27 protein-coding genes and 1 riboswitch are annotated in these 26,284 nt (G+C 73.0%); of the genes, 10 read left to right on the top strand and 17 right to left on the bottom strand.

Features of this window, described 5'->3' with window-relative positions:
• Window positions 1–2: 2 nt before the first annotated feature.
• The 9 genes from purB to bioB all read right to left on the bottom strand — a co-directional run bounded on the left by purB (window position 3) and on the right by bioB (window position 9,936).
• Window positions 3–1,436, bottom strand: coding sequence for an adenylosuccinate lyase (gene purB, locus J1792_RS25890; protein ID WP_086568297.1), 1,434 nt, complete (start codon window positions 1,434–1,436; stop codon window positions 3–5).
• Window positions 1,437–1,522: 86 nt separating this feature from the next.
• Window positions 1,523–2,308, bottom strand: coding sequence for an SGNH/GDSL hydrolase family protein (locus tag J1792_RS25885; RefSeq protein WP_086568295.1), 786 nt, complete (start codon window positions 2,306–2,308; stop codon window positions 1,523–1,525).
• Between the two features lie 55 nt (window positions 2,309–2,363).
• Entirely contained in the window at window positions 2,364–3,377 is a 1,014-nt protein-coding gene (locus J1792_RS25880) for a hemolysin family protein (RefSeq protein WP_086568293.1), read from the bottom strand.
• Window positions 3,374–4,714 carry a hemolysin family protein gene (locus J1792_RS25875; RefSeq protein WP_086568292.1) on the bottom strand — a complete coding sequence of 447 codons (1,341 nt, stop codon included), beginning with the start codon at window positions 4,712–4,714 and terminating at the stop codon, window positions 3,374–3,376. The genes J1792_RS25880 and J1792_RS25875 overlap by 4 nt, the downstream gene beginning before the upstream one ends.
• 193 nt (window positions 4,715–4,907) lie before the next feature.
• The gene (locus J1792_RS25870; protein ID WP_086568290.1) at window positions 4,908–5,795 is read right to left on the bottom strand and encodes an LLM class F420-dependent oxidoreductase; all 888 of its coding nucleotides are present in this window, start codon (window positions 5,793–5,795) and stop codon (window positions 4,908–4,910) included.
• A gap of 93 nt (window positions 5,796–5,888) precedes the next feature.
• On the bottom strand, window positions 5,889–6,581 hold the full coding sequence (locus tag J1792_RS25865; RefSeq protein ID WP_086568289.1) for a class I SAM-dependent methyltransferase: 693 nt from the start codon (window positions 6,579–6,581) through the stop codon (window positions 5,889–5,891).
• A 91-nt stretch (window positions 6,582–6,672) separates the two neighbouring features.
• The gene (gene bioD, locus J1792_RS25860; protein WP_207248314.1) at window positions 6,673–7,389 is read right to left on the bottom strand and encodes a dethiobiotin synthase; all 717 of its coding nucleotides are present in this window, start codon (window positions 7,387–7,389) and stop codon (window positions 6,673–6,675) included.
• A 26-nt stretch (window positions 7,390–7,415) separates the two neighbouring features.
• Window positions 7,416–8,720 carry an adenosylmethionine--8-amino-7-oxononanoate transaminase gene (locus tag J1792_RS25855; protein WP_086568285.1) on the bottom strand — a complete coding sequence of 435 codons (1,305 nt, stop codon included), beginning with the start codon at window positions 8,718–8,720 and terminating at the stop codon, window positions 7,416–7,418.
• Window positions 8,713–9,936 carry a biotin synthase BioB gene (gene bioB / locus J1792_RS25850; protein ID WP_086568283.1) on the bottom strand — a complete coding sequence of 408 codons (1,224 nt, stop codon included), beginning with the start codon at window positions 9,934–9,936 and terminating at the stop codon, window positions 8,713–8,715. The genes J1792_RS25855 and bioB overlap by 8 nt, the downstream gene beginning before the upstream one ends.
• A 150-nt stretch (window positions 9,937–10,086) precedes the next feature.
• On the opposite strand from bioB, the gene J1792_RS25845 reads away from it, so the two are divergent.
• Window positions 10,087–11,235 (top strand): 8-amino-7-oxononanoate synthase, encoded by a 1,149-nt coding sequence (locus tag J1792_RS25845; RefSeq protein WP_086568282.1) that lies wholly within the window; start codon window positions 10,087–10,089, stop codon window positions 11,233–11,235.
• A gap of 5 nt (window positions 11,236–11,240) precedes the next feature.
• Here the strand turns inward: J1792_RS25845 and J1792_RS25840 are convergent, their stop codons facing one another.
• Together J1792_RS25840 and J1792_RS25835 are read right to left on the bottom strand one after the other, a co-directional pair.
• Window positions 11,241–11,528: a DUF397 domain-containing protein gene (locus tag J1792_RS25840; RefSeq protein WP_372446191.1), complete on the bottom strand. Its 288-nt coding sequence runs from the start codon at window positions 11,526–11,528 to the stop codon at window positions 11,241–11,243.
• An 18-nt stretch (window positions 11,529–11,546) separates the two neighbouring features.
• Window positions 11,547–12,416 (bottom strand): helix-turn-helix domain-containing protein, encoded by an 870-nt coding sequence (locus J1792_RS25835; protein WP_086568279.1) that lies wholly within the window; start codon window positions 12,414–12,416, stop codon window positions 11,547–11,549.
• A 253-nt stretch (window positions 12,417–12,669) separates the two neighbouring features.
• Between J1792_RS25835 and J1792_RS25830 the strand changes: the two genes are divergently transcribed.
• Window positions 12,670–13,098, top strand: coding sequence for an ATP-binding protein (locus tag J1792_RS25830; protein ID WP_207248313.1), 429 nt, complete (start codon window positions 12,670–12,672; stop codon window positions 13,096–13,098).
• A gap of 230 nt (window positions 13,099–13,328) precedes the next feature.
• On the opposite strand, the gene J1792_RS25825 is transcribed toward J1792_RS25830, so the two are convergent.
• Complete coding sequence (locus tag J1792_RS25825; RefSeq protein WP_086568275.1) at window positions 13,329–13,817, bottom strand: C40 family peptidase; 489 nt, start codon at window positions 13,815–13,817, stop codon at window positions 13,329–13,331.
• Between the two features lie 3 nt (window positions 13,818–13,820).
• Window positions 13,821–13,982, bottom strand: a riboswitch (cyclic di-AMP (ydaO/yuaA leader).
• Window positions 13,983–14,695: 713 nt separating this feature from the next.
• On the opposite strand from J1792_RS25825, the gene J1792_RS25820 reads away from it, so the two are divergent.
• The 8 genes from J1792_RS25820 (at window position 14,696) to J1792_RS25785 (ending at window position 21,736) form a co-directional block, all read left to right on the top strand.
• The gene (locus tag J1792_RS25820) at window positions 14,696–14,998 is read left to right on the top strand and encodes an urease subunit gamma (RefSeq protein WP_086568272.1); all 303 of its coding nucleotides are present in this window, start codon (window positions 14,696–14,698) and stop codon (window positions 14,996–14,998) included.
• Between the two features lie 13 nt (window positions 14,999–15,011).
• Window positions 15,012–15,323, top strand: coding sequence for an urease subunit beta (locus J1792_RS25815; protein ID WP_086568270.1), 312 nt, complete (start codon window positions 15,012–15,014; stop codon window positions 15,321–15,323).
• Window positions 15,316–17,037: an urease subunit alpha gene (locus tag J1792_RS25810; protein WP_207248312.1), complete on the top strand. Its 1,722-nt coding sequence runs from the start codon at window positions 15,316–15,318 to the stop codon at window positions 17,035–17,037. Before J1792_RS25815 ends, J1792_RS25810 begins: the two co-directional genes overlap by 8 nt.
• A 14-nt stretch (window positions 17,038–17,051) precedes the next feature.
• Complete coding sequence (locus J1792_RS25805; RefSeq protein WP_086568266.1) at window positions 17,052–17,732, top strand: urease accessory protein UreF; 681 nt, start codon at window positions 17,052–17,054, stop codon at window positions 17,730–17,732.
• Between the two features lie 125 nt (window positions 17,733–17,857).
• Window positions 17,858–18,547 carry an urease accessory protein UreG gene (gene ureG / locus J1792_RS25800; protein WP_207248311.1) on the top strand — a complete coding sequence of 230 codons (690 nt, stop codon included), beginning with the start codon at window positions 17,858–17,860 and terminating at the stop codon, window positions 18,545–18,547.
• On the top strand, window positions 18,526–19,344 hold the full coding sequence (locus J1792_RS25795) for an urease accessory protein UreD (protein WP_307843097.1): 819 nt from the start codon (window positions 18,526–18,528) through the stop codon (window positions 19,342–19,344). Before ureG ends, J1792_RS25795 begins: the two co-directional genes overlap by 22 nt.
• Window positions 19,345–19,521: 177 nt before the next feature.
• Entirely contained in the window at window positions 19,522–21,120 is a 1,599-nt protein-coding gene (locus tag J1792_RS25790; RefSeq protein WP_242646608.1) for an alpha/beta hydrolase, read from the top strand.
• A gap of 208 nt (window positions 21,121–21,328) precedes the next feature.
• Window positions 21,329–21,736, top strand: a complete 408-nt coding sequence (locus J1792_RS25785; RefSeq protein WP_086570118.1) for an SSI family serine proteinase inhibitor — start codon at window positions 21,329–21,331, stop codon at window positions 21,734–21,736.
• A gap of 25 nt (window positions 21,737–21,761) precedes the next feature.
• On the opposite strand, the gene J1792_RS25780 is transcribed toward J1792_RS25785, so the two are convergent.
• From J1792_RS25780 to J1792_RS25760, 5 genes are all read right to left on the bottom strand, one after another.
• On the bottom strand, window positions 21,762–21,920 hold the full coding sequence (locus tag J1792_RS25780) for a hypothetical protein (RefSeq protein WP_179198899.1): 159 nt from the start codon (window positions 21,918–21,920) through the stop codon (window positions 21,762–21,764).
• A gap of 108 nt (window positions 21,921–22,028) precedes the next feature.
• Window positions 22,029–22,982, bottom strand: coding sequence for a cytochrome c oxidase assembly protein (locus J1792_RS25775; protein ID WP_086570120.1), 954 nt, complete (start codon window positions 22,980–22,982; stop codon window positions 22,029–22,031).
• Between the two features lie 91 nt (window positions 22,983–23,073).
• Window positions 23,074–24,099, bottom strand: coding sequence for a 6-phosphofructokinase (locus J1792_RS25770; RefSeq protein WP_086570122.1), 1,026 nt, complete (start codon window positions 24,097–24,099; stop codon window positions 23,074–23,076).
• A 119-nt stretch (window positions 24,100–24,218) separates the two neighbouring features.
• On the bottom strand, window positions 24,219–24,947 hold the full coding sequence (locus J1792_RS25765) for a type 1 glutamine amidotransferase (protein WP_086570124.1): 729 nt from the start codon (window positions 24,945–24,947) through the stop codon (window positions 24,219–24,221).
• Between the two features lie 31 nt (window positions 24,948–24,978).
• Window positions 24,979–26,217 carry a MurT ligase domain-containing protein gene (locus tag J1792_RS25760; protein WP_086570128.1) on the bottom strand — a complete coding sequence of 413 codons (1,239 nt, stop codon included), beginning with the start codon at window positions 26,215–26,217 and terminating at the stop codon, window positions 24,979–24,981.
• Between the last annotated feature and the right edge of the window lie 67 nt (window positions 26,218–26,284).

Here is a 26,284-nt window from a genome sequence, read left to right as displayed (position 1 = left end):
CCCTACAGGATGGACCCCGGCGCGTAGGCGGCGGCCTGCGGGTGCCGCTTGGCGATCTCCTCGACGCGGGCGACCACGGAGGCGACCTGCGCGCTCGCGGCACCGGTGAAGGACAGCTTGTCGGCCATCAGGGCGTCGAGCGCGGCGCGGTCCAGCGGGATGCGCTCGTCGGCGGCGAGCTTGTCCAGCAGTTCGTTGCGCTCGGCGCCCTGCTCGCGCATGGCGAGCGCGGAGGCCACCGCGTGCTCCTTGATGACCTCGTGCGCGACCTCGCGGCCGACGCCGGCGCGCACCGCGCCCATCAGCACCTTGGTGGTGGCGAGGAAGGGCAGGTAGCGGTCCAGCTCGCGGGCGACGACGGCCGGGAAGGCGCCGAACTCGTCGAGCACGGTCAGGAAGGTCTCCAGCAGGCCGTCCAGCGCGAAGAACGCGTCCGGCAGCGCGACGCGGCGCACCACGGAGCAGGAGACGTCGCCCTCGTTCCACTGGTCGCCCGCCAGCTCGCCGGTCATCGAGGCGTAGCCGCGCAGGATGACCATCAGGCCGTTGACGCGCTCGCAGGAGCGGGTGTTCATCTTGTGCGGCATGGCGGACGAGCCGACCTGGCCGGGCTTGAAGCCCTCGGTGACCAGCTCGTGGCCGGCCATCAGGCGGATGGTCTTGGCGAGCGAGGAGGGGGCGGCGGCCAGCTGCACCAGCGCGGTCACCACGTCGTAGTCCAGCGAGCGCGGGTAGACCTGGCCGACGGAGGTGAAGGCGTGCGCGAAGCCGAGGTGGGCGGCGATCCGCTGCTCCAGCTCGTCGAGCTTGGCGGCGTCGCCGCCGAGCAGGTCGAGCATGTCCTGGGCGGTGCCGACGGGGCCCTTGATGCCGCGCAGGGGGTAGCGGGCGAGGAGCTCCTCGGTGCGGGCGAAGGCGACCAGCAGCTCGTCGGTGGCGGTCGCGAAGCGCTTGCCGAGGGTGGTGGCCTGGGCGGCGACGTTGTGCGAGCGGCCCGCCATGACCAGCTCGGCGTGGTCGGCGGCCAGCGTGCCGAGCCGGGCCAGGACGGCGACGACGCGGTCGCGCACCAGCTCGAGGGAGAGCCGGATCTGCAGCTGCTCGACGTTCTCGGTGAGGTCGCGGGAGGTCATGCCCTTGTGGACGTGCTCGTGGCCGGCGAGGGCGTTGAACTCCTCGATGCGGGCCTTCACGTCGTGCCGGGTGACCTTCTCGCGCTCGGCGATCGAGGCCAGGTCGACCTGGTCCAGGACCCGCTCGTAGTCGGCGAGGGCGGCGTCCGGCACCTCGATCCCCAGGTCCTTCTGCGCACGGAGGACGGCGAGCCACAGCCGCCGCTCCAGCGTCACCTTGTACTCGGGGGACCACAGCACGGCGAGCTCGGGGGAGGCGTAGCGGCCGGCCAGGACATTGGGGATGCGGGGCTTTGCAGTCACGTGGCCGAAGTCTACTGGTGATTCGTGCAGGTGGACGCCCCGCCCCGGTTTGTGGCTTGCTACGAGAGGGGCCCGCGGGAGGCGGCCTACGAAAGCGGCGCCTCGTACGCCAGCAGCTCGCCGCGCTTGGGCGGCAGGCCGTCCCCCGAGGAGCGGCCGGTGAGGCGGCGGCCGATCCAGGGCACCAGGTGCTCGCGCGCGAAGCGCAGGTCGGAGCCGCGCCGGGCGGCCCACCCCGGGGCCACGGCCGGCGGGAGCGGCTCGCGCCAGTCGGACTCCGGGGCGTGGCCGAGCGCCTGCCACACGGCCTCGGCCACCCGGCGGTGGCCCTCGGCGTTCAGGTGCAGCCGGTCCTCGGCCCACATCCGGGAGTCGCCCAGCGCCTCGGCCGAGAACAGGTCGACGACCAGGGCGCCGTGCCGCTCGGCCAGCGCGTCGACGAAGTCGAACAGCTGCTCCATGCGGGGCCGGAACCGCTCCATCACCGGGCCGCGCCGCCCCGGGCTGCGCATCAGCACCAGCTGTCGGCAGGTGGGGGCCAGCCGCTCCACCGCCTCGGCGAGCCGGGCGCACACCAGGTCCACGTCGCACTTGGGCCGCAGCACGTCGTTGAGGCCGCCCACCAGCGTCACCAGGTCCGCGCCCATGGCGGCGGCCGCGGGGGCCTGCTCGTCCGCGATCTGGCCGATCAGCTTGCCCCGCACGGCGAGGTTGGCGTACCGGAAGCCGGGGCCGCGGGCGGCCAGCCGCGCGGCGAGCAGATCCGCCCAGCCGCGGTACGAGCCGTCCGGCAGCCCGTCGGACATGCCCTCGGTGAAGGAGTCGCCCAGGGCGACGAAGCTGGTGTGCGTGTATGCGGCATTCATCGGCATGGCGCCGTGATCCTACCGCCGTGCGCGGCCTCCGCGCACGGCGGCCCGGAAGGCTTCAGGACCGGGCACCGACCAGCTGGCGCAGCACGTCCTCGAGGGTGACCAGGCCGGCCAGCCGGTTGTCCTCGCCGATCACGGCGGCCAGGTGCGCGCCGGTGCCGCTCATCGCCCGGATCACGTCGTCCAGCGGGGTGTCCGCCCGGACCCGGGCGATCGGCCGCATCCGGCGCAGCGGGAAGGGCATGTCGCGGGGCCTGGCGTCCAGCGCGTCCTTCACATGCAGATAGCCCAGGATGCGGTCCGCGTCGTCGACGACGGGGAAGCGGGAGTAGCCGGACGAGGCGGACAGGCGCTCCAGCTCCTCGGGGGTGACCCCGAAGCGGGCCGAGACCACCTCCTCCAGCGGCATGACCACGTCCTCGACCGGGCGCTTGCCCAGTCCCAGGGCGTCGCGCAGCCGTGCGGTGGCCCGCTGGTCCAGCAGGCCCGCCTCGCTGGAGTCGGCGACCATCCGGGCCAGCTGGTCGTCCGAGAAGACGGCCGTCACCTCGTCCTTCGGCTCGACCCGCAGCAGCTTCAGCACCCCGTTGGCCAGCCGGTTGATCGCGAAGACGAACGGGCGCAGGGCGCGCGCCAGCGTCACCAGCGGCGGGCCCATCAGCAGGGCGGTGCGCACCGGCTCGGCCAGCGCGATGTTCTTCGGCACCATCTCGCCGAACAGCATGTGCAGATACGTCGCCACCGCCAGGGCGATGACGAACGACACCGGATGGACCACGCCCTGCGGCACCCCGGTCGCGTGGAAGAGCGGCTCCAGGAGGTGGGCGATGGCGGGTTCGGCGACCACGCCGAGCACCAGCGTGCACAGCGTGATGCCGAGCTGGGCCGCCGCCATCAGGGCGGAGATGTGCCGCAGGCCCCACAGCACGCTGCGCGCGCGCCGGTCGCCGCGCTCGGCGTAGGGCTCGATCTGGCCCCGGCGCACGGAGATCATGGCGAACTCGGCGCCGACGAAGAAGGCGTTGGCGACCAGCGTCGCCAGGCCGATCAGCAGCTGGACGAAGGTCATCGGCCCGTCTCCCCGCCGAAGAGGCCCGCGCCGGGCGGGGGAGCCGTCAGGCGCACCCGGGCCGCGCGGCGCCCCGAGGCGTCGGTGACCTCGATCCGCCAGCCGACGACCTCCACCGTGTCGCCCTCGACCGGGATGCGGCCGAGCTCGGTGGCGACCAGGCCGGCCAGGGTCTCGTACGGGCCGTCGGGCGCGCGCAGCCCGATGTGCTCGAGCTGGTCGGTGCGGGCGGCGCCGTCCGCGTCGTAGAGCTTGCGGCCGTCGGGGTCCTCGCCGGCCGGGGCCAGGTCGGGCAGCTCGTGGGGGTCGTGCTCGTCGCGGACCTCGCCGACGACCTCCTCGATGATGTCCTCCAGGGTGACCACGCCGGCCGTGCCGCCGTACTCGTCGATGACGACGGCCATGCTGCGCTTGCCGGAGAGCCGGTCCAGCAGCCGGTCCACGGTCAGCGACTCGGGCACCAGCAGCGGCTCGCGCAGCAGGCCGGTGACCGCCCGGTGGGTGCGCTCCTCGGCGGGTATGGCCAGGACGTCCTTGATGTGGGCGGTGCCGATGACGGTGTCCAGGGTCTCGCGGTAGACGGGGAAGCGGGACAGGCCGGTGGCCAGGGTGGCGTTGGCGACGTCCTCGGCGGTGGCGCGGGCGTCGAGCGCGATGACCTGCACACGCGGGGTCATCACGTTCTCCGCCGTCAGGTCGGCGAGGTTGAGGGTGCGCACGAAGAGCTCGGCGGTGTCCTTCTCCAGGGCGCCCTCCCTGGCGGAGTGCCGGGCGAGGGCGATGAGCTCCTGAGGGCCGCGCGCGGTGGCGAGCTCCTCGGCGGGCTCCAGGCCCATGCGGTGCACGACGTGGTTGGCGGTGTTGTTCAGGTGCCGGATCAGCGGGCGGAAGGCGGCGCTGAAGGCGCGCTGCGGCCCGGCGACCCTGCGGGCGACGGGCAGCGGCCGGGAGATCGCCCAGTTCTTGGGCACCAGCTCGCCGGCGACCATCAGCACCACCGTGGACAGCACGGTGCCCAGGACCAGAGCGGCCTGAGAGGCCAGCGACTCGGGCAGACCGACGGCCCGCATGGGGCCGGTGAGCAGGGCGGCGATGGACGGCTTGGAGATCATGCCGATGATCAGGCCGGTGACCGTGATGCCGAGCTGGGCGCCGGAGAGCTGGAAGGTCAGGCTCCGTACGGCCTTGAGGGCGCTCTCCGCGCCGGGCTCGCCGCTGTCGACGGCCCGCTCCAGCTCGGCGCGCTCCACGGTGGTGAGCGAGAACTCCGCCGCCACGAAGATCGCGCAGGCCAGCGTCAGCAGCAGCGCGAGCACCAGGAGGAGTACTTCGGTCATCGGTTCACCTCCGTCCCATGGTCGGGCAGGGGCGGAAGGACCGCGCGACGTCGGTACTCGGGACTACTGGGAGGCTCGCCCATGGACGGACGCTCACACCTTTCACTCAGCGAAGAAGAAAAACCGATGGTCACCATCATGACGCGACGGTGACCATCAATAGTAAAGGACGAGCAAAGCGGACGGGGCCGGGTCAGCCCCGCAGCTCCTCGATCACCGGCGCGAACGCCTCCATGAAGGGCTCGAGCACGGTGAAGTAGGTGAAGCCGAAGCGCTCGCGGTGGCCCCGGACGCGCTCGGCGATCTCCTTGACCGAGCCGGTCAGCAGGGCCGGGTGGGCCAGGAACTCGTCCTCGGTGAGGTCCTCCGTGTAGCCCATCAGCTCACGGGCCTTGGCGCGCGGGTCGCCGCCGACCGCCACGATCTGGACCAGGTAGTTCAGCTCGGCGGGCTCGGCCCGGTCGGCCGCGAAGCCCTGGTAGAGAGCCATGCGCTGCTCCAGGGCGGTGGGGCTGATCAGCCGCAGCCTGCCGTCGGCGTCGGTGGTCCCGCCGGTGAACGCCGCGATGTCGGCGTGCCGCGCGGCCAGCCGCAGCATGCGGTTGCCGTTCCCGCCGAGGAGCAACGGCGGGCGCGGGGACTGCGCGGTCGCCGGGACGTGCTCGGGGTCGCCGAGCAGCCGGTCCAGCTCGGTGACGGTGCGCTCGAGGTGGTCGACCCGCTCGCGCGGCGAGCCGAACGGCAGCCCCGCGCTGTCGTGCTCGGCCTTCACATAGCCCGTGCCGAGTCCCAGCTCCAGCCTGCCGCCTGTGAGCTGGTCGGTGGAGGCCACCTCGCGGGCGAGCAGGGACGGGTTCCAGAAGCCCGCGTTGAGCACGAACGTGCCGACCCGGGGCCGCTCGGTGGCCTCCGCGGCCGCCACCAGCGAGGGGAAGGGCGCGGGCATGCCCAGGTGGTCCGGCACGAGGATGACGTCGTAGCCGAGCGCCTCCGCCTCACGGCACTTCGCGCGCCACTCGGCACCCGTGCCGGAACCGAGCATGTTGACGGCGAAACGGAACGGTCGGGACGGTCGAGACATGGAGAACCCCCTGGTGTGTCGGTGCCGCCACCGTACCGGAGGATGGCTCCGCTTGTCTTCCCGTCAGATTCCGCGGACCCGCTCGGCGGCTCCCTACGGACCGGACCGGCGCTCCGGCTCGGCCGGCCGCCTGGCCACCCCCAGCACGCACGACGAAGCGGGCGAGGCCATGCCCCGCGCCGGCACCCGCAGACGGCGATACACCCCGACCTCGAACCCCGCCGCCTCGATCGCCCCCAGCGGATCGCGGGCCGTGTGACAGCCGCCGAACAACAGCGGCCACACCGTGCGGTCCAGCACCCGCTGCACCTGGGCCTGCGGCCGCCCCTGAGCCAGCCCGTGCTCGAAGAAGCGCAGCTCGCCGCCCGGCTTCAGCACCCGCCGCAGCTCCGCGAGCGACCGGCGTACGTCCCCCACCGAGCACAGCGTCAGGGACGTCACCGCCGCGTCGAACGCCTCGCTCTTGACCGGCAGCGCCTCCGCGACGCCCGGCACCACGTCCACCGGCACGCCGGCCCGGACCGCGGTCTCCACCGCGTGGCGCCGCAGCAGCCGCTCGGGCTCGATCGCCACGACCTCCGAGACGGTGGCCGGATAGTGGGCGAAGTTCAGGCCGTTGCCCGCGCCGATCTCGATCACCCGCCCCGACAGCCCCGCCAGCAACTCCCGGCGGTGCGCGGCCACGCCGGCCCGCTCGTCGACGACCGGGCTCCACCGGGCGTACGCCCGGGCGAACAGCGGGTGATGCACGGCGTCGTGCGGTGTTCTCCTGCGGCGCAGCGGCATGAGGCACCCCTTTCCCGGGGGACGGCGAGGGGATTTTTCCCCTTCACGACCGTCCCGAACCGGGACCGCGCCCCGATGCGCCCGTGGGTGTTCAGTCCTGCTGCTCGGCCGTGAAGCGGGCGGCGTCCCAGGTGCCGTGCAGCGCCGGCGCCAGCCAGGTGGGGGCCGCGCCCCGGAAGTCCTCGGGGGGAAGCGTGCCCGCGCCCTCCGGGACGGCGCCCAGCAGCGGGGCGCCCGCCGCCCGCGGCAGGTCGGCGAGGTTGCAGCGCATGGCGAGGTCGGGGGCGGCCGGCCAGCTGCCGATGACCACGCCCGCGCAGGTCAGCCCCCGCGCGCTCAGGGCCTCGGCGGTCAGGGCGGTGGTGTTGAGCGTGCCCAGGCCGGCCTGGGCGACGAGCAGCACGGGCGCCCCCAGCAGCGCGGCCGCGTCCGCGAGGGTGGCGCCCGCCTCGTCCAGCCGGACCAGCAGGCCGCCCGCGCCCTCGACCAGGACCAGGTCGTGGGAGTCCGCGAGCTCGCGCGCGGCCCGCTCGATCTCCGTCGGCCCCACGGGCGCCAGGCCCGCCCGGCGGGCCGCCGTGTCGGGCGCCAAGGGCTCGGGGAAGCGGGCCAGTTCGGCGCCGGTCACCCCGCCCGCCAGCCGCAGCACCTCCGCGACGTCGCCCGGCTCGTGGGCCGCCACCCCGGTCTGGGCCGGCTTGAGCACGGCCACCGAACGGCCCGCGGCCAGCGCGGCCGCCGCGACGGCCGCCGTCACCACGGTCTTGCCGACCTCCGTGCCCGTTCCCGTGACGATCAGTACCGTCATGACTCCCCGTCCTTTCGTCTCTGTCGTCAGCCCTCGCGGGCCACCGCGCGCACCGCCGCGCAGATCCGCTCGACGTCCGCGTCCTCGGTGACGTACGGCGGCATCGTGTACACGAGGCTGCGGAACGGCCGCAGCCACACGCCCTCGCGGACCGCGGCGCGCGTGGCGGCCGCCATGTCCACCTCGTGGTCGAGCTCGACCACCCCGATGGCGCCGAGCACCCTGACGTCCCGTACGCCCGGCAGCGACGCCGCGCCGGCCAGGCCGTCCCGCAGCCCGGCCTCGATCCGCTTGACGTCCGTGCGCCAGTCCCGCGACAGCAGCAGATCGATCGAGGCGTTCGCGATCGAACAGGCCAGCGGGTTGCCCATGAACGTGGGGCCGTGGGCGAGCACCGGCACGTCGCCGGAGCTGATGCCCTCCGCCACCCGCGTGGTGCACAGCGTCGCCGCCAGGGACACATAACCGCCGGTCAGCGCCTTGCCGACGCACATGACGTCGGGGGTGATCCCCGCATGCTCCGCCGCGAAGAGCCGGCCCGTCCGGCCGAAGCCGGTCGCGATCTCGTCGAGGACCAGCAGCACGTCGTGCTCGTCGCACGCCGCCCGCAGCACCCGCAGGTACTCCGGGTCGTGGAAGCGCATGCCACCCGCGCCCTGCACCACCGGCTCGACGACGACGGCGGCCAGCTCATGGGCGTGGCGCGCGATCGTCTCCCGCAGGTGCGCCGAGTACGCCGGCACCGCGTCCGTCTCATGGGCGTGCGGCGGCATGTCCGCGAACACCTGCCGCTGCAGCACCCCGGACCACAGCTGGTGCATGCCGCCGTCCGGGTCGCACACCGACATCGGCTGCCAGGTGTCGCCGTGATAGCCGCCGCGCCAGGTCATCAGGCGCTGCTTCTCCGGGCGCCCGACCGAGCGCCAGTACTGCAGGCACATCTTCACGGCCACCTCGACCGACACCGATCCGGAGTCGCTGAGGAAGACATGCTCGAGGCCCTCGGGGGTGATCTCCACCAGCCGGGCGGCCAGCCGCACGGCGGGCTCATGGGTGAGCCCGCCGAACATCACATGGCTCATCCGGCCCAGCTGCTCGCGGGCGGCCTCGTTGAGCACCGGGTGGTTGTAGCCGTGCACGGCCGACCACCACGACGACATGCCGTCCACCAGCTCGCGCGACCCGTGGGCCGGCTCGGCCAGACGCAGCCGGACCCCGGCCGCCGACTCGACGACCAGGGGGTCCTGGCGGCCCGGCATCGGGCCGTAGGGGTGCCACACGTGCCGGCGATCGAGGTCGACCAGCCGGTCCACGGGGATCGGCTCAGGCATTGGGCGGCAGATCCGTCCCCGCGCCACGGCGGCGCACGGCCACCAGGTCCGTACGGGCTTCACCGGCTCCGGCCCCGGTCGCGGCCGGCACGGCCGCCTCCGCCGGCTCCTCGGCCGCGGCACCGCCGCCACCGCACGGCCCGCAGCCGCCGCCCGCGTGCGATCCGCAGCCGCTCGCAGCGTGTGAGCCGCAGCCCGCCGCCACCGCGTCCGCCCGGTGCTCGGGCAGGGTCGTGGTGCCCGCGCCCTCCACCTCGAAGCCCGCGTCCGCGATCATCGCCAGGTCGGCCTTGCCCTCCTGGCCCTCACTGGTCAGATAGTCGCCGAGGAAGATCGAGTTGGCGATCTGCAGCGCCAGCGGCTGCATGGTGCGCAGGTGCACCTCGCGGCCGCCCGCCAGCCGGACCTCCACGTCCGGGCAGACGAACCGCACCATCGCCAGGATCCGCAGGCAGCGCTGCGGGGTGAGGTTCCACTCCTTGCCCAGCGGCGTCCCCTCGAAGGGGATGAGGAAGTTGACCGGCACCGAGTCCGGGTCCAGCTCCCGCAGCGAGAAGACCACGTCCACCAGGTCCGCGTCGCTCTCGCCCATGCCCGCGATCAGCCCGGAGCAGGCGGACATGCCCGCCGCGTGGGCCTGGCGCACGGTCTCGACGCGGTCGGCGTAGGTGTGGGTGGTGGTGATGTCGCCGTAGGTGGCTTCGGAGGTGTTGAGGTTGTGGTTGTAGGCGTCGGCGCCCGCCGCGCGCAGCCGGTCCGCCTGGCCGTCGGAGAGCAGCCCGAGGCACGCGCACACCTCGACGCCCTCGTTCCCCTCCTTGATCGCCTCGATGGTCTTGGAGACCCGGTCGACGTCCCGGTCCGTCGGCCCGCGGCCGCTGGCCACCAGGCAGACCCGCTTGGCGCCGCCGGCGATGCCCGCGGCCGCCGCCTTCGAGGCGTCCTCCGGCTTGAGCCAGGTGTACTTGAGGATCTCGGCCTTGGAGCCCAGGCGCTGCGAGCAGTACGAGCAGTCCTCCGGGCACAGCCCGGACTTCAGGTTGACCAGGTAGTTGAGCTTCACTCGTCGCCCGAACCACTTGCGGCGCACCTTGCCCGCCGCGGCGACCACGTCGAGCAGCTCGTCGTCGGACGTCGCCAGGACGGCGAGAGCCTCTTCGCGGGTCGGCAGCTCGCGCCGCAACCCCTTGTCCACCAGCGTGTTCAGCAGGTCCATGGCGCCGATCCTTGCCTACGGCCCCCGCTTCGGCCAAGGAGAGATCGCACAACAGGCGCCGATTCAGGTGTGTGTATTGCCACACCCTGACCGGGCGCGGCGGCGGATACGTTTTATGCAAACCCCACAGAACCACTCGAGGGACGGCCCATGCCCAAGGATCCGTTCGACTGGATCGAAGCACAGCACGAACGGCTCCGCGCCGCCGGCCTGCTGCGGACCCTGCGGCCCCGCCCGGCCGACGCCGGCCCGACCGACCTGGCCGGAAACGACTACCTGGGCCTGACCCGCCACCCCGAGGTCACCGAGGCCGCCGCGGCCGCGGCCCGCCGCTGGGGCGCCGGAGCCACCGGCTCCCGCCTGGTCACCGGCAGCACCGAGCTGCACGCCCGGCTGGAGCGGGAGCTCGCCGCGTTCTGCGGCTTCGAGGCGGCGCTCGTCTTCTCCTCCGGCTACGCCGCCAACCTCGCCGCCGTCACCGCGCTGTCCGGACCCTCCGCCGCCACCCTGCTGGTGTGCGACGAGAGCAACCACGCCTCCCTCATCGACGGCTGCCGGCTCGCGCGCGCCGAGCGGGCGATCGTGCCGCACGCCGACCCGGAGGCCGTCGCCAAGGCGGTGGCCGCGCACGAGGGCCGGGCGCTGACGATCACCGACTCCGTCTTCTCCGTGGACGGAGACGCGGCCCCGCTGCGCGCGCTGGCCGAGGCCTGCCGCGCGGGCGGCGCGGCGCTGCTGGTGGACGACGCACACGGCCTCGGCGTGCTGGGGGACGGCGGCCGGGGCGCCCTGCACGCGGCCGGGCTGGCGGGCGACGCGGACGTCGTCGCCACCGTCACCCTGTCCAAGTCGCTCGGCAGCCAGGGCGGCGCGGTGCTCGGCCCCGCCCGGGTCATCGACCACCTCGTCAGCACCGCCCGCAGCTTCATCTTCGACACCGGCCTGGCACCCGCCGCGGTCGGCGCCGCGCTGGCGAGCCTGGAGGTGCTGCGCCGCGAGCCGGAGCGGGCGGCCCGGGTGCGGGCCGTGGCCGGCGAGCTGCACCGGCGGGTGACGGAGGCCGGGCTGACGGCGGTCCGCCCCGACGCGGCGGTGGTGTCCGTGCGGGCCCCCTCACCGGAGGCCGCGGTGCGCTGGGCGGCCGACTGCCGGGAGGCGGGGCTCGCGGTCGGCTGCTTCCGGCCGCCGTCCGTGCCCGACGGCATTTCCCGGCTGCGGCTGACCGCGCGCGCGGACCTCACGGACGAGCGGATCGCGCAGGCGGCCGACACGATCGTACGGACCGCGCCGGCCGCCTGAGGCGCTCAACCTCCCAGGGTGAGACCGGCGGAGCCGCTGAGGGCTCCGCCGGGCCTCCCGCCGCGCAGGTCCGTCGTGAACGCGGACCAGGCGCGGGGGGAGAACAGCAGCACGGGCCCCGGTGTGTGCTTGGAATCGCGCACGGCGAGCAGTTCCGGTGCCAGTACGGCCGTTTCGACGCAGTTGTTCATCCCGGTGCTGTGGCTGCTCCGGTGCCACGCTCCGGCGTGCGGGGCGCGGTGACGACACCGGACCGGGTGATGAGCCGATCGAGAGGGAACGTACCGAGGCATTGCGGGCATGTTGCCTCCTTACGCGCCGTCGCTGATCCCGGCGATGTATTCCAGTGATTTCTCGTGCGAGAGGGCGTGCGCACGCAGCGTGGCGAAGGCCGAGCCGTAGGCCCGGAGGTCTTCCTTCTGCTCGAGGTAGAGGCTACTCGTCAAATGGTCGAGAACAACCACGTCCAGATCGGCGATGCGCGGAAATGAGAAGATAACGAAAGGCCCCGTGATGCCGATATGGTTGCCGCTGGTGAACGGCAGCACATGCAGGCGCACATGCGGCAACGACCCCTGGTCCAGCAGATGCCGCAGCTGCTCCGCCATCACCTCCGGCCCGCCGACCTCGTGCCGCAGCACCGCCTCGTCGAGCACCGCGCACAGCTCCAGCGGCCGTTCGCGGCCGAGGACCGCCTGCCGGGCCATCCGCACCCGGACGAGCTCCTCGACCAGGTCGGCCGGCGGGTCGCACAGCGCCGCCCGGGTCACCGCACGGGCATACGCCGGCGTCTGCAGCAGACCGGGCACCACCGTGGTCTCGAGCGTCCGCGAACGACAGGCCTCCGACTCCAGGCTGATGAAGTCGAGATACGCCGAAGGCAGCAGATCGCGGTAGGCGTACCACCAGCCGCGCCGCGGGCCCTCCGAGCCGTTCGTCCCGGCCCCGCACAGCGCCCCCAGCAGGGCCCGCAGTTCCGGGTCCGAGACGCTGTAGACATCGAGCAGCCGGGCCACGTCCGCGGGCTTCACGCCACTGCTGCCCGTCTCGATCCGGCTCACCTTCGACTGGTGCCAGCCCACCGCGCAGGCGGCCTCCCGGCTGGTCATCCCCCTCAGTTCGCGCTGGCGCCGCAGTTCCGCGCCGAGTTTGCGGCGGCGCACCGCGGGTCCGTACCGCATCAGCTCTTCCTCCCCGCCGCTGAAATCCCCACGTGCAGAGTCAATAGACCAGTGTGGCGCCCCCGTCCGGTCGCTCGCGGAAGGGTTCACCGCTTCGAGCGACAGATATATCCACAATCCGGTGGAACGCGCCCATGACCACCCTTATCAATGGCACTCTGTCACGAAGAGCCGCCGGAACCGCACCCGACTTCACTGCACTTCACGCGTCATCGCGTCGGAAGTCCGGTCCCGGTGGGAAAGGGACAGCGCCATGGCAGACCACCAGGAAGCAACCGTCACTCTGCCGAGCGCCCCCGCCTCGGTCTCCACCGCGCGCCGCTACGTCACGGACGTCCTGTCGGAGTGGGGCCTGCCCGACGACCCGGAGGCCGTCGACGCCGTCCGGCTGATCGTCTCCGAACTGGCCACCAACGCCGTGCAGCACACCCGCGGCCAGTCGCCCACCTTCACCGTGGACCTCCGGCTCGACCGGGGCGAAGAGCTGCGAATCGGGGTCACGGACAGCCACCCGTGCCACCCCCGGCGCATGCCCGCCGCCGTTCAACGGGACAACGGGCGCGGGCTGGTCATCATCCGCTGCCTGACCGCCGAGCACGGCGGCCGGCTGTGTGTGACCCCGACCGCCGACGGCGGCAAGACGGTGTGGATCCGTCTGCCGTGGACGCCGCCGGTCGGCTGACCGGCGGCGCGAAGGGGCCGGACGGAGGCGTCCGCCCGGCCCGGCGCTCTCGTGGAGCGCGCTGGGGACCTGTGGGTCCAGGGGTGCTGCGGGTGCCGGTGGGGCACCGAGGGGCAGTCGGGTCCGCTGCCACGGAAGATGTGCCACGACGAGCGAAAAGGTGCGAGGACGTACGTCGGGTGCCGAGGCGTGCCGGATTCCGGTGCGCTGCCGGTCCGGTGCCCGTGCGGTCAGCCGTTGACGCGTCCGTACGAGACGCTCTGGGTCCAGATCCGCTCGAGGCGGACGACCGAGCCGGTCTTCGGGGCGTGCCAGATCTGGTTGTTCCCGGCGTAGATGCCCACGTGGTAGACGCCGCCCCGGCCGTGGAAGAACACCAGGTCGCCGCGCTCACGGGTGAAGCCGGGAATGTGCCGGGTGTGGTTGAACTGGTCCTGCGCCGTGCGGGGCAGCCGTTTGCCGACCTGCTTGAAGGAGTACTGGGTCAGTCCCGAGCAGTCGAAGCGGTACGGACCCGTCGCACCCCACTGGTAGGGGGAGCCGGCCTTCGAGGCCGCGATCCGCAGGGCGTTGGTGGAGAGCGTCGCCGCTTCCGCCTCGGTCGCGCCGACGGGAGCCAGCACTGTGGCACCGACGGCCGCCAGGGTGAGGGCGGATTTCACGGTCAGGGGTACGGTCCCGGCCTTGGAGAGCATCGAGGGACGTTTGTGAGCGCCCATGCCAAACCCTTCGTCAGCCGCCTGTGAAGGATGACCTGTCGGGTTCGGGCAGGCGAAGAATGCCCGGCCGCCGAAGCGGCTTCACCCCAAGGGATGACCGGCGTTGCCGCGTGCCGGTCGTCCCGTCGTGCCTGGGTCCTCCATCCCCGCCGGTGCAATCGTGTCGACCCGTCGTCCCGGGCGGCGGCGGGGTTCGGCGTCCGCCCGGTCCGCCCCGCCGTGGTGGCGGGGTCTTGTCGTCGGGGGGATCTTGGCGCAGTCGCGGCGGCCGGGCCGAGGGGATCCGGCGTTATGTGAGCCTCGTCACCTCTGGGCAATTCGGGTGGACGCGCGGCGGTTTGATGGTCACGGTTTCGCCCTGGTGAGGCCGCCACCTGCGGCGCAGCGATCTCCCCGGGTGCGCAATGAGCACACCGCCCGAGGTGATCGACACGCGCCGTCTACGATCGCATCCGCTGTCTGAAGGAGATCGGGGGACGAATGTTTCCGTTCCTCAGTTCGCCGTCGGCGGCGGCGACTTCACCCGGCGTGCTCCCCTGATCCCCGCCCGAGATCCGCATCGCCCGTGCCAGGATGCTCGCGCACACCTCGCGTTCGTCCCGTCCGTAGGGGACCGGGAGCGCGGCGCGCGGCCCGGCGGCCGCGATCGCGAGCGTCTGCGCGGCTCGTAGCGCGCCGTACGTGTCGTGCGTGCGAGCCGGGGTGATCCGTCCGAGGAGATCCAGTACTTCCCGGCGACGGCCTGCCGCCGCGCCCGCCATGACAACGCAAAGACCGGGTCAGCGGAGTTAACGCGTTGGAAAAGCTTGCGTCCTAATCTGCACTCAGCGGCCACGGGGAGAAGAACCCCAGGTCAACACTGTGTTGAGGTGGGACGCATGCAACTATCCCCGCACGAGCAGGAACGGCTGCTCATCCATGTGGCCGCCGACGTCGCCGAGCGTCGCCGGGCCCGCGGGCTGCGCCTCAACCACCCCGAAGCGATCGCTCTGATCACCGTGCACATCCTCGAGGGCGCCCGCGACGGCCGCACCGTGGCCGAGCTGATGTCCTCCGGGCGCAAGGTGCTCACGCGCGACGAGGTCATGGACGGCATCCCCGAGATGATCCACGACGTCCAGGTCGAGGCCACCTTCCCGGACGGGACGAAGCTCGTCACCGTCCACGAACCCATCGCGTGACGGGGAGAGACGGATGATTCCCGGAGAGATCCTGTACGCCGCCGAGCCCGTACGGCTCAACGAAGGACTGCACCGCACCCGGCTGACCGTCCTCAACGCCGCCGACCGGCCCGTACAGGTCGGCTCGCACTACCACTTCGCCGAGGCGAACCCCGGCCTGGCCTTCGACCGCGCGGCCGCGCGCGGCAAGCGCCTGGACATCGCCGCCGGCACCGCCGTGCGCTTCGAACCGGGCATCCCGGTGGAGGTGGCCCTCGTCCCCATCGGCGGCAAGCGTGTGGTCGAGGGCCTGCGCGGCGAATGCGGTGGACCCCTCGATGCCTGAGCTCACCCGCGCCGCCTACGCCGACCTCTACGGGCCGACCGCCGGCGACCGCGTCCGCCTCGCCGACACCGACCTCGTCGTCGAGATCGAGGAGGACCGCTGCGGCGGCCCCGGCCGGGCCGGGGACGAGGCGGTCTTCGGGGGCGGCAAGGTCATCCGCGAGTCGATGGGCCAGTCCCGCGTCACCCGCGCCGAGGGCGCCCCCGACACCGTCATCACCGGTGCCGTCGTCCTCGACCACTGGGGCGTGGTCAAGGCCGACGTCGGCCTGCGCGACGGCCGGATCACCGGCGTCGGCAAGGCCGGCAACCCCGACACCATGGACGGCGTCCACCCCGACCTCGTCATCGGCCCCGAGACCGAGATCATCGCCGGCAACGGCCGGATCCTCACCGCCGGCGCCATCGACGCCCATGTCCACTTCATCTGCCCGCAGCTGGCCGACGAGGCCCTCGCCTCCGGCATCACCACCCTCCTGGGCGGCGGCACCGGCCCCGCCGAGGGCAGCAAGGCCACCACCGTCACCCCGGGCGCCTGGCACCTCGCCCGGATGTTCGAGGCCATGGAGGACTCGCCCCTCAACATCGGCCTCCTCGGCAAGGGCAACACCGTCTCGCACGACTCCCTGCGCGCCCAGCTGCGGGCCGGAGCCGTCGGCTTCAAGATCCACGAGGACTGGGGGGCGACCCCGGCCGCCATCGACGCCTGCCTGAACGTGTGCGAGGAGAGCGGCGCCCAGCTCGCCATCCACACCGACACCCTCAACGAGGCCGGCTTCGTCGGCGACACCCTCGCCGCGATCGCCGGCCGCTCCATCCACGCCTACCACACCGAGGGCGCGGGCGGCGGTCACGCGCCCGACATCATCACGGTGGTCTCCGAGGCCAACGTCCTGCCCAGCTCCACCAACCCCACCCGGCCGCACACCGTCAACACCGTCGACGAACACCTCGACATGCTGATGGTCTGCCACCACCTCAACCCGGCCGTCCCCGAGGACCTCGCCTTCGCCGAGTCCCGCATCCGGCCCTCCACCATCGCCGCCGAGGACGTCCTGCACGACCTCGGCGCGATCTCGATCATCTCCTCGGACTCCCAGGCCATGGGCCGCGTCGGCGAGGTCGTGCTGCGCGCCTGGCAGACCGCGCACGTCATGAAGAGGAGGCGCGGCGCCCTGCCGGGCGACGGCCCCGCCGACAACGCCCGCGCCCGGCGCTACGTCGCCAAATACACCATCAACCCGGCCGTCGCCCAGGGCCTCGACCACGAGATCGGCTCCGTCGAGACCGGCAAGCTCGCCGACCTCGTGCTGTGGGAGCCGGCCTTCTTCGGCGTCCGGCCCCAGCTGGTGATCAAGGGCGGCCAGATCGCCTACGCGCAGATGGGCGACGCCAACGCCTCCATCCCCACCCCCCAGCCCGTCCTGCCCCGGCCCATGTTCGGCGCGCGCGGACGCGCCCCGGCCGGCAACTCCCTGAACTTCGTGACCCAGTGGGCCATGGACGACGGGCTCCCCGAGCGACTGGGGCTGGGCAAGCGCTTCGTCCCCATCCTGAGCACACGCGGCGTCACCAAGGCCGACATGCGCAACAACGACGCCCGCCCCCGCGTGGAGGTCGACCCGGACACCTTCACGGTCACCATCGACGGGGAGCCGGTGGAGCCGCGCCCGGCGGCGGAACTTCCGATGGCCCAGCGCTACTTCCTCTTCTGACGGGGCGGCCACCGATGAGCACCCTCTCCGCCGCGCTTCTCGTCCTGGCCGACGGCCGCTTCCCCGCCGGGGGCCACGCCCACTCCGGGGGCGCCGAGGCGGCCGTCAAGGCCGGCCGGATCACGGACGGCGCGTCGCTGGAGTCGTTCTGCCGGGGACGGCTGCACACCGCCGGGCTGACCGCGGCGGGACTCGCCGCCGCGGCCGCCGCCGGACTCGACCCGCTCGGCCTCGACGCGGCAGCCGACGCCCGCACCCCCTCACCCGCCCTGCGCGCCGCCGCGCGCCGGCTCGGCCGCCAACTGACACGCGCCGCACGGGCCGCCTGGCCCTCGCCCGACCTCGACGCCCTCGCGGCGGCCCGGCCGCGCGGCGCCCACCAGCCCGTCGTCCTCGGACTGGTCGCACGGGCCGCGGGGCTCGGGCCGCTCGCCGCCGCGTACGCCGCCGCGTACGAGGCGGTGAGCGGGCCGGCGACGGCGGTGGTGCGGTTGCTGAGCCTTGATCCGTTCGAGGCGACGGCGGTGCTGGCGCGGCTTGCGCCGGAGATGGACGACGTCGCGGCGCGCGCGGCGGAGGCCGCGCTGCGTGCGTTCGACGAGGGGCTCGACGCCCTGCCGGCCGGCTCGGCCCCGTTGCTCGACATCACCGCGGAGCAGCACGCCGCCTGGCCGGTGCGGCTGTTCGCCACGTAGTCGATCCCCGGTCCCGCCCTTTCGCCGTTTCCTGGGGTCAAGCCCCAGACCCCCGGACCGCGCTTCGCGCGGTGTCCTCAAACGCCGGACGGGCTGAAAGCCCCACCCCAACCCCCGGAGGGACCATGCACCTCGACCACCCCGACACCTACCCCCACCGCCACACCTACAGCGCCCCCACCCGCCCGGACGGCACCCGTCGCGCGCTGCGGATCGGGCTCGGCGGGCCCGTCGGGTCCGGGAAGACCGCGACGGTCGCGGCCCTGTGCCGGACGCTGCGCGACGAGTTGTCCATCGCCGTGGTCACCAACGACATCTACACCCGCGAGGACGCCGAGTTCCTGCTGCGCGAGGCCGTGCTGCCGCCGGAGCGCATCACGGCCGTGGAGACCGGGGCCTGCCCGCACACCGCGATCCGCGACGACATCTCCGCCAACCTCGAGGCGGTCGAGGACCTCGAGGAGGCGACCGGGCCCCTGGACCTCGTCCTCGTCGAGTCCGGTGGCGACAACCTCACCGCCACGTTCTCCAAGGGTCTGGTCGACGCGCAGATCTTCGTCATCGACGTGGCCGGCGGCGACGACATCCCCCGCAAGGGCGGCCCCGGCGTCACCACCGCGGATCTCCTGGTCGTGAACAAGACCGACCTCGCGCCCTACGTCGGCGTCGACCTGGCCGGCATGGCCCGCGACGCGAAGGCCCAGCGCGGCGAGCTGCCCGTCGCGTTCACGTCCCTGGCCGCCGAGGACGGCGTGGCGCCGGTGCGCGACTGGGTGCGCGAACGGCTCGCCGCGTGGACGGCCACGGCGCCGTGACGGTCACGGAGACCGCGCCGACGCCCGGCGCCGGGCTGCGGGCCGCCGCCCGGATCGTCGCCGCCCCCGACGGCAGGGGCGGCACGGCCCTGCCCGTCCTCGAGGGGGCGGGCCCCTTCGCGCTGCGCCGGCCGCGCTCGTACGGGCACGAGGCCCGCGTCGCGCTGGTCGGCGCGATGAGCGCGCCGCTCGGCGGCGACCGGCTCGCCCTGACCGCGGACGTCGGGGCGGGCGCCGCGCTGTGCTTCACCACCACGGCGGCCACGATCGCGCTGCCCGGGCGCACGGGCGCGCCGGCCACGTACGACACGCGGCTGACCGTCGGCGACGGCGGCTCGCTGCGCTGGCTGCCCGAGCCGCTGATCTCCGCCCGCGGCAGCGACCTGCGCCAGAGCACCCGCGCCGACCTCGCCGCCACCGCCTGCCTGGTGCTGCGCGAGGAGCAGGTGCTGGGCCGGGCGGGGGAGACGACCGGGCGGCTCACCACCCGGCTGACGGTCCGTCGGGCGGGCCGCCCGCTGCTGGACCAGGAGTTGGCGTACGGGCCGGGGGCGCCGGGCGGCTGGGACGGCGGCGCGGTGCTCGGCGGCCACCGGGCCGCGGGCCAACTCGTGGTCGTCCACCCCGGCTTCGAGGGGAGTCCCGTGGCCCCTCGGGTGCTCGGCCCGCTGGCCGCTCTCGCACCCCTGGCCGGGCCGGGCGCGGTGGTGAGCGTCGTCGCACCGGACGCACTGGCCCTGCGCAGGCTGCTGGATTCGGCGCTATCCCAGCTGAATGCCGTAATCCGGGCGTTTTAACGGGTGTTGGGGTGAAGGGTGTCACATGGGGCGTTCCATGTTTCGTCGTGTTTACGGATGAGTAAAGAACGCCCTTACACCCTGTCCTTTGTGGCATGGGAGGCGAAAGGATTCCCCTCTGCAGACCGCGTGATCATCGCCGCTTCCGGCGACACACTCAGCAGGGGGATTCCTACTTTGAGATCAAACGCGATATTCGGTGCGGCCGGCACGGCCGTGGCCGGCGCCCTCGTCGCCGGCTTCCTGGCCGCGCCGTCGGCCGGGGCCGCGTCGTCGGTGCCGGGCGGCGCCGCCGAGGCCAAGGGCGTCAAGATCGCCGCTGACCGGGCCGCCAAGTCCGGTGTCAAGTGGCAGGACTGCCCCGCCGACTGGGGGCTGGACAAGATCCAGTGCGGATGGGTCACCGTCCCCGTCGACTACGCCAAGCCCAACGGCCGCACCATCAAGATCGCCGTCGACCGGACCCGTTCCACGGGCAAGCCGAGCGAGCGTCAGGGCTCCCTCGTCTACAACCCGGGTGGTCCGGGCGGCTCCGGCCTGTCCTTCCCCAAGCGGGTCGTGACCGGCAACCCGCTGTACGCCAACATCGCGAAGGCCTACGACTTCGTCGGCTTCGACCCGCGCGGTGTGGGCCACTCGGCTCCGATCTCCTGCGTCGACCCCCAGGAGTTCGTCAAGGCCCCCAAGGCCGACCCGGTGCCCGGCAGCGAGGCCGACAAGCGCGCCCAGCGCAAGCTCGCCCGGGAGTACGCGGACGGCTGCGCGGAGCGCAGCGGCAACATGCTGCCGTACATGACGACGGCGAACACCGCCCGTGACGTGGACGTCGTCCGCGCCGCCCTGGGCGACAAGAAGCTCAACTACCTCGGTGTCTCCTACGGCACCTACCTGGGCGCCGTCTACGGCACGCTGTTCCCGAACCACGTCCGGCGCATGATCGTCGACAGCGTCGTCAACCCGGACCGGGACAACATCTGGTACCAGGCCAACCTCGAGCAGGACATCGCCTTCGAGGGCCGGTTCAAGGACTGGGAGGACTGGGTCGCCAAGAACGACTCCTACTTCCACATCGGCGACACCCGCGCCAAGGTCCAGGCCGAGTGGGAGAAGCTCCGCGCCACCGCCAAGAAGCAGCCCGTGGGCGGCCTCGTCGGCCCGGCCGAGCTGATCAACTACTTCCAGGGCGCCGCGTACTACGACCGCTCGTGGGTCCCGGTCGCCGAGACCTGGAAGAAGTACCGCGCCGGTGACGAGAAGGCGCTCGTCCAGGCGGCGGGCCCGGACCTGACCGACAAGGCGGGCAACATCACCGCCGAGAACGGCAACGCCGTCTACACCGCGGTCGAGTGCGCCGACACCAAGTGGCCCACCAGCTGGGCCAAGTGGGACCGCGACAACACCCGCATCCACCGCCAGGCCCCCTTCATGACCTGGGCCAACGCCTGGATGAACCTGCCCTGCGCCACCTGGAAGGGCCCGCAGTACACCCCGGTCGAGGTCGCCACGCACAAGGGTCTGCCCAAGACCCTCATCGTGCAGTCCGACCGTGACGCCGCCACCCCGTACGAGGGCGCGGTGGAGCTGCACAAGCGCTTCCGCGGCTCGCAGCTGATCACCGAGAAGGGCGCCGGCTCGCACGGCGTCACGGGTCTGACCAACCCGTGCGTCAACCAGCGTGTGGACGCCTACCTCCTGACCGGCAAGCTCGACGGCGGTTCGGACGTGACGTGCGCCCCGCACGCCACCCCGGAGGTCCCGAAGGCCACGACGAAGTAAGCGGTTCACAGCACACGTAGCAGCGCCCGGCCCCGCCGGTCCCTCCCCGAGGGGCCGGCGGGGCCGAGTGCGTTCCGGAGGGGGCGCCGGCGGGGCCCAACCGGGTGGCCGCACACCTCCGCACGGGCGACGGCGCCCGTGCGGCTCCTTGCCGCGCGCGGGTGCGGCGCGGTGCCCTGACCCGGCAGCGTCCCCCAGGAGGCACACCATGTCCGTACGCACCAGCACGGCCGCGGCGGTGACCGCGACCGCCCTGCTCGCCCTGCCCCTGGCCACGGCCCCGGCCGCCGCCCGCGACCAGGCCGAGGGCAGGCTCTTCCTCACCCTCTCCGGCGCGCAGAACACCTGGATCCGCGGCGTCCGGCTCGCCTGCCCGGGGCCGGGCGGCCACCACCCGCACGCCGCCGAGGCCTGCCAGCGCCTCGGCCGGGCGGCGGGCCGTCCCGACGCCCCGCCCGTCGCCGGCGAGAAGCCCCCGGCCCCCTGCGCCAAGGAGAACGATCCGGTCACCGCGTCCGTCGACGGCGACTGGCGCGGCGGTCAGGTCGCCTGGCGCAGGATCTACCCCAACGCCTGCGCCCTCGAGGCCGCTACCGGCCCCGTCTTCCGCTTCTGACGCCGCGGGCCGGCCCCGCGGCGTCTCACGTCCCGCGGGCCGCCAGCGTGCCGATCGTCGTCAGGCCCAGGACCACCCACGCGAACCACAGCCACCCGTCGCCGCCGATCGTGACCGTATAGGCGGTCACCAGGACCAGGGCGCCGACCGTCAGGGCCGCCATCGTCTTCGCCGATCCGGGCATCCCACACCTCCTCACGGCGGCCCGGGCGGGAAAACGCGCGGACCGCGGCCAGGAGACCATCGTCTCCCCGCCGCGGTCCGTACCGCCATACCGCAGACCGCCCCGCGGTCAGCGACCCCGGCCGTCGAGCGACGCCAGATAGGCGTTGTAGGCCGCCAGCTCCTTGTCGCCGTCCCGGTCGGCGGCCCGGTCGCTGCGCTTGGCCTGCCGCTGCTCCGAGCGGTACCACTGGTAGACCAGCGCCAGCAGCACCACGACGGACGGGATCTCGCTGAAGGCCCAGGCGATGCCGCCGCCCGCCTGCTGGTCCTCCAGCGGGTCGATGCCCAGCGAGGCCGGCGGGTGCATATAGGTGCCGATCATCGGCTGGGTGGCCATCATCAGCGCGATGCCGAAGAACGCGTGGAAGGGCATGCCGGCGAACAGCTCCAGCATCCGCATCACATAGCCGGGCCGGTGCGGGCCCGGGTCCACACCCATGATCGGCCAGAAGAAGACCAGGCCCACCGCCAGGAAGTGCACCATCATCCCGATGTGCCCGACCTTGGACTCCATGAGGAAGTCGAAGAGGGGGCTGAAGTACAGGGCGTACAGGCTCGCGATGAACAGCGGGATGGTGAACGCCGGGTGCGTGATCACCCGCATGTAGCGGCTGTGCAGCAGCGCCACCAGCCACTCGCGGGGGCCCTTGCGGCCGCGGCCTGCCGCCGGCAGCGCCCGCAGCGTCAGCGTCACGGGCGCGCCCAGCAGGAGCAGGATGGGGGAGAGCATGCTGATGACCATGTGCTGCACCATGTGCACGCTGAACATGACCATGCCGTAGTCGTTGAGCTTGGTGCACATCACCAGCGCCACGCTCAGCACACCGGCCACGAACGCCACCACCCGGCCCCACGGCCACGCGTCCCCGCGCCGCCGCAGCCGCACCACGCCCCAGCCGTACAGGCCCAGCCCCAGCAGGCAGCCGATCATGAAGAACGGTTCACCACTGAACTGCAGACCCCGCTCCAGCGTGAACGGCGGCATGTCCATATGCATCATGCCGTGCCCGCTGTGATCCATCCGCTCTCTCCCATTTCGCACCGATGCGCCGGGAACCAGAGTAGAGGCGCCCCGGGGCCGCCCCACGGCCGGGGGCGGACCGCGCGCGGGCTCAGAGCACGCAGTCGACCTCGGCGTAGCGCTCCGCCGGCACCGTCTTCAGGTGCTCGACCGCCTCCGCCAGCGGCACCAACGTGATGTCCGTGCCGCGCAGCGCCGTCATCATCCCGAACGCGCCCCCGTGCGCGGCCTCCACCGCGTGCCAGCCGAAGCGGGTGGCCAGCACCCGGTCGTACGCGGTGGGCGTGCCGCCCCGCTGCACATGGCCCAGGATCACCGGCCGCGCCTCCTTGCCCAGGCGCCGCTCCAGCTCCACGGCCAGCTGACGGGCCACTCCGGCGAACCGCTCGTGCCCGTAGACGTCCGTGCCGCCGGTCTCGAAGTCCATGGCACCCGGGCGCGGCTTGGCGCCCTCGGCGACCACGACGATCGCGAAGCGCTTGCCCGCCGCGAAGCGCCTGCCGACCACCTCGGTCAGCTCGTCGACGGAGAAGGGACGTTCCGGCACCACGATCGCGTGGGCGCCGGCGGCCATGCCCGACTGGAGGGCGATCCAGCCGGTGTGCCGGCCCATCACCTCGACGATCAGGACGCGCTGGTGCGACTCGGCGGTGGTCTTCAGCCGGTCCAGGGCGTCGGTGGCCACCCCCACGGCGGTGTCGAAGCCGAAGGTGACGTCGGTCGAGGCGATGTCGTTGTCGATCGTCTTGGGCACGCCCACGATGGGGAGGCCGGCGTCCGACAGCAGCCGTGCCGCCTTGAGGGTGCCCTCGCCGCCGATCGGGATGACGGCGTCCAGGCCGAGCGCCGCGACGTTCTCGCGGGCCCGCTCCACGCCGTCCCGCAGTTGTTCGGGCCGTACGCGTGAGGAGCCGAGGATCGTGCCGCCGGTGGCCAGGACGCCGGCCACGGCGTCAAGGTCCAGCTTGCGGTGGTCGGCCTCCAGCAGGCCGCGCCAGCCGTCGTGGAAGCCGATGACGTCGTCGCCGTGGTCGACCACCGCGCGGTGGACGACGGACCGGATGACGGCGTTGAGGCCGGGGCAGTCGCCGCCGGACGTGAGTACACCGATACGCATGACAGGGGGGACCTTTGCGTTCGGGGCCGCGAGGGCCGAAAGAGCAGGACCGGACCCCGTCGTCCGGTGAAATCCCCGCCACCCTAACCGCCGAGGGTGACGGGGATCGCGACCGTCCGCTATGCGGGCTGTGTCGCCGCGGCGATCCGCTCGGCGCGCAGCGCCTCGTACCAGCGGTCGTCGACCGGCGGCAGGGCGTTGACGTCCAGCGCCAGCTTGATCAGCATGTCCGAGATGTGCGGGTTGCGCGCCATCACGGGGCCGTGCATGTACGTACCGAAGACGGTGTCGTTGTACGCGCCCTCGGTGCCGTCGCCCGTGCCGTTGCCGTTGCCGAAGCGCACCCGGGCGAACGGGCGGGCCGTCGGGCCGAGGTGGGTGATGCCCTGGTGGTTCTCGAAGCCGGTCAGCGGCGGCAGGCCGAGCGGCTGGTCGATGTCGGCGAGCACGTCGCCGACGCAGCGCTCGCCCTCGCCACGGGTGCTGATGACGTCCAGCAGACCCAGGCCCTGCTCGCGCTGGCCCAGGTCGTTGATGAACTCGTGGCCCAGGATCTGGTAGCCGGCGCAGACCGAGAAGACGATCGCGCCGTTGGCGACGGCCCGGTTCAGGCCGCCGTCGCGGCGCAGCCGCTCGGCCGCCAGCCGCTGCGGACGGTCCTCACCGCCGCCGATCAGGTAGATGTCCCCGGAGGTGGGGATCTGCTGGTCGGAGCGGACGTCGACGCGCTGGACGTCCAGGCGGCGCTGGTGGGCGCGCCGCTCGAGGACCAGGACGTTGCCCTGGTCGCCGTAGGTGCTGAGCAGGTCGGGGTAGACCCACACCACACGCAGACTGTTCTGGCTCATGCTCACAATCCTTGTCGTGCTGTCCGTGGGCCTAGTTGCCTACGCGGCGGCGGATGTCCTGGAACGCCGTGTAGTTGGCGATGACCTCGATCCTGCCGGGCGGGGCCATCTGCACGGCCTCGTCGACGGTCTCGCAGACCCGGAAGTCCACGCCCGCGACCTCGAGGCGGACCGCGAGGTCCAGCTTGCGGTCGCCGATGACCATGATCGGGTGCCCGGCGAGGCGGGTGTAGTCCACGTCCCACAGCCAGGAGGTGTCGGTGCCGTCCGCGCCGCGGGCGTTCACCGACAGGATCACCGGCGCCGGCGGCCCGTCGATCAGCGAGAACGTCTCCAGCCAGCCGGCCGGGTTCTTCGCCAGCAGCAGTCGCACCTCACGGTCGAGGAAGGTGACCACGTCGTACCGGCCGGCCACGGCCTGCACCTGGTACATCCGCTCCAGCGCCACCTGCGGCGGGACGCCGAAGGTCGCGGCCACGGCGGCCGAGGTGGTGGCGTTGGCCTTGTTGGCCCGGCCCGGCAGCTGCAGGTGGATGGGCCACGCGGAGCCGTGCGGGTCGAGGACGTAGTCGCCCGACAGCGCCCAGCTCGGGGTGGGCCGCCTGAAGCCGCACTCGCCGCAGAACCAGTCGTCGCCCGGGCGCTGCATCACACCGCCGCAGGAGGGGCACGACCAGGCGTCGTCCTTCCACTCCTGGCCGGCCGCCACCCACACCACGTTCTGCGAGGACGAGGCCGCCCACACGATCAGCGGGTCGTCCGCGTTGGCGATCACCACGGCCTTGGTGCCGGCCAGGCCCTCGCGCCACTTCTCGGCCAGCATGCGGGTCTCCGCGGCGCGGTCCAGCTGGTCGCGCGAGAGGTTCAGCAGCGCTATGGCCTTGGGCGAGGTGTCGCGCGCGACACCCGCCAGGTACTTCTCGTCCACCTCGATTACGCCGTAGCGGGCGTCCGAGCCGCCCGCCAGGGCGGAGGTGATGCCCGCGGGCATGTTCGCGCCCAGCGCGTTGGACACCACCGGACCGCTGGCCCGCAGGGCCTCGGCGATCAGTCGCGTCGTGGTCGTCTTGCCGTTGGTGGCCGACACCAGGATCACGTCCAGGTGCGTTGCCAGCCGGGCCAGCAGGTCGGGGTCGAGCTTGAGCGCGACCTTGCCGCCGATCACCGACCCGCTGCCACGGCCCGCGGCGCGCGACACCGCCGCAGCCGCCTTGCCCGCCGTCACGGCCAGCTTGGCCCGCGGCGACAGCGGCCCCGAGTTGCCTGCCATCGTCCTAGATCCTCCATTGCTTCCGGCGCCGCGCCTGTCTACCTGGTCAGCCGGTGGACGCCCCCTC

The sequence above is a fragment of the Streptomyces triculaminicus genome (assembly GCF_017349075.1).
Taxonomy (GTDB): domain Bacteria; phylum Actinomycetota; class Actinomycetes; order Streptomycetales; family Streptomycetaceae; genus Streptomyces; species Streptomyces triculaminicus.
This window is presented reverse-complemented; position numbering and strand designations above follow the sequence as displayed.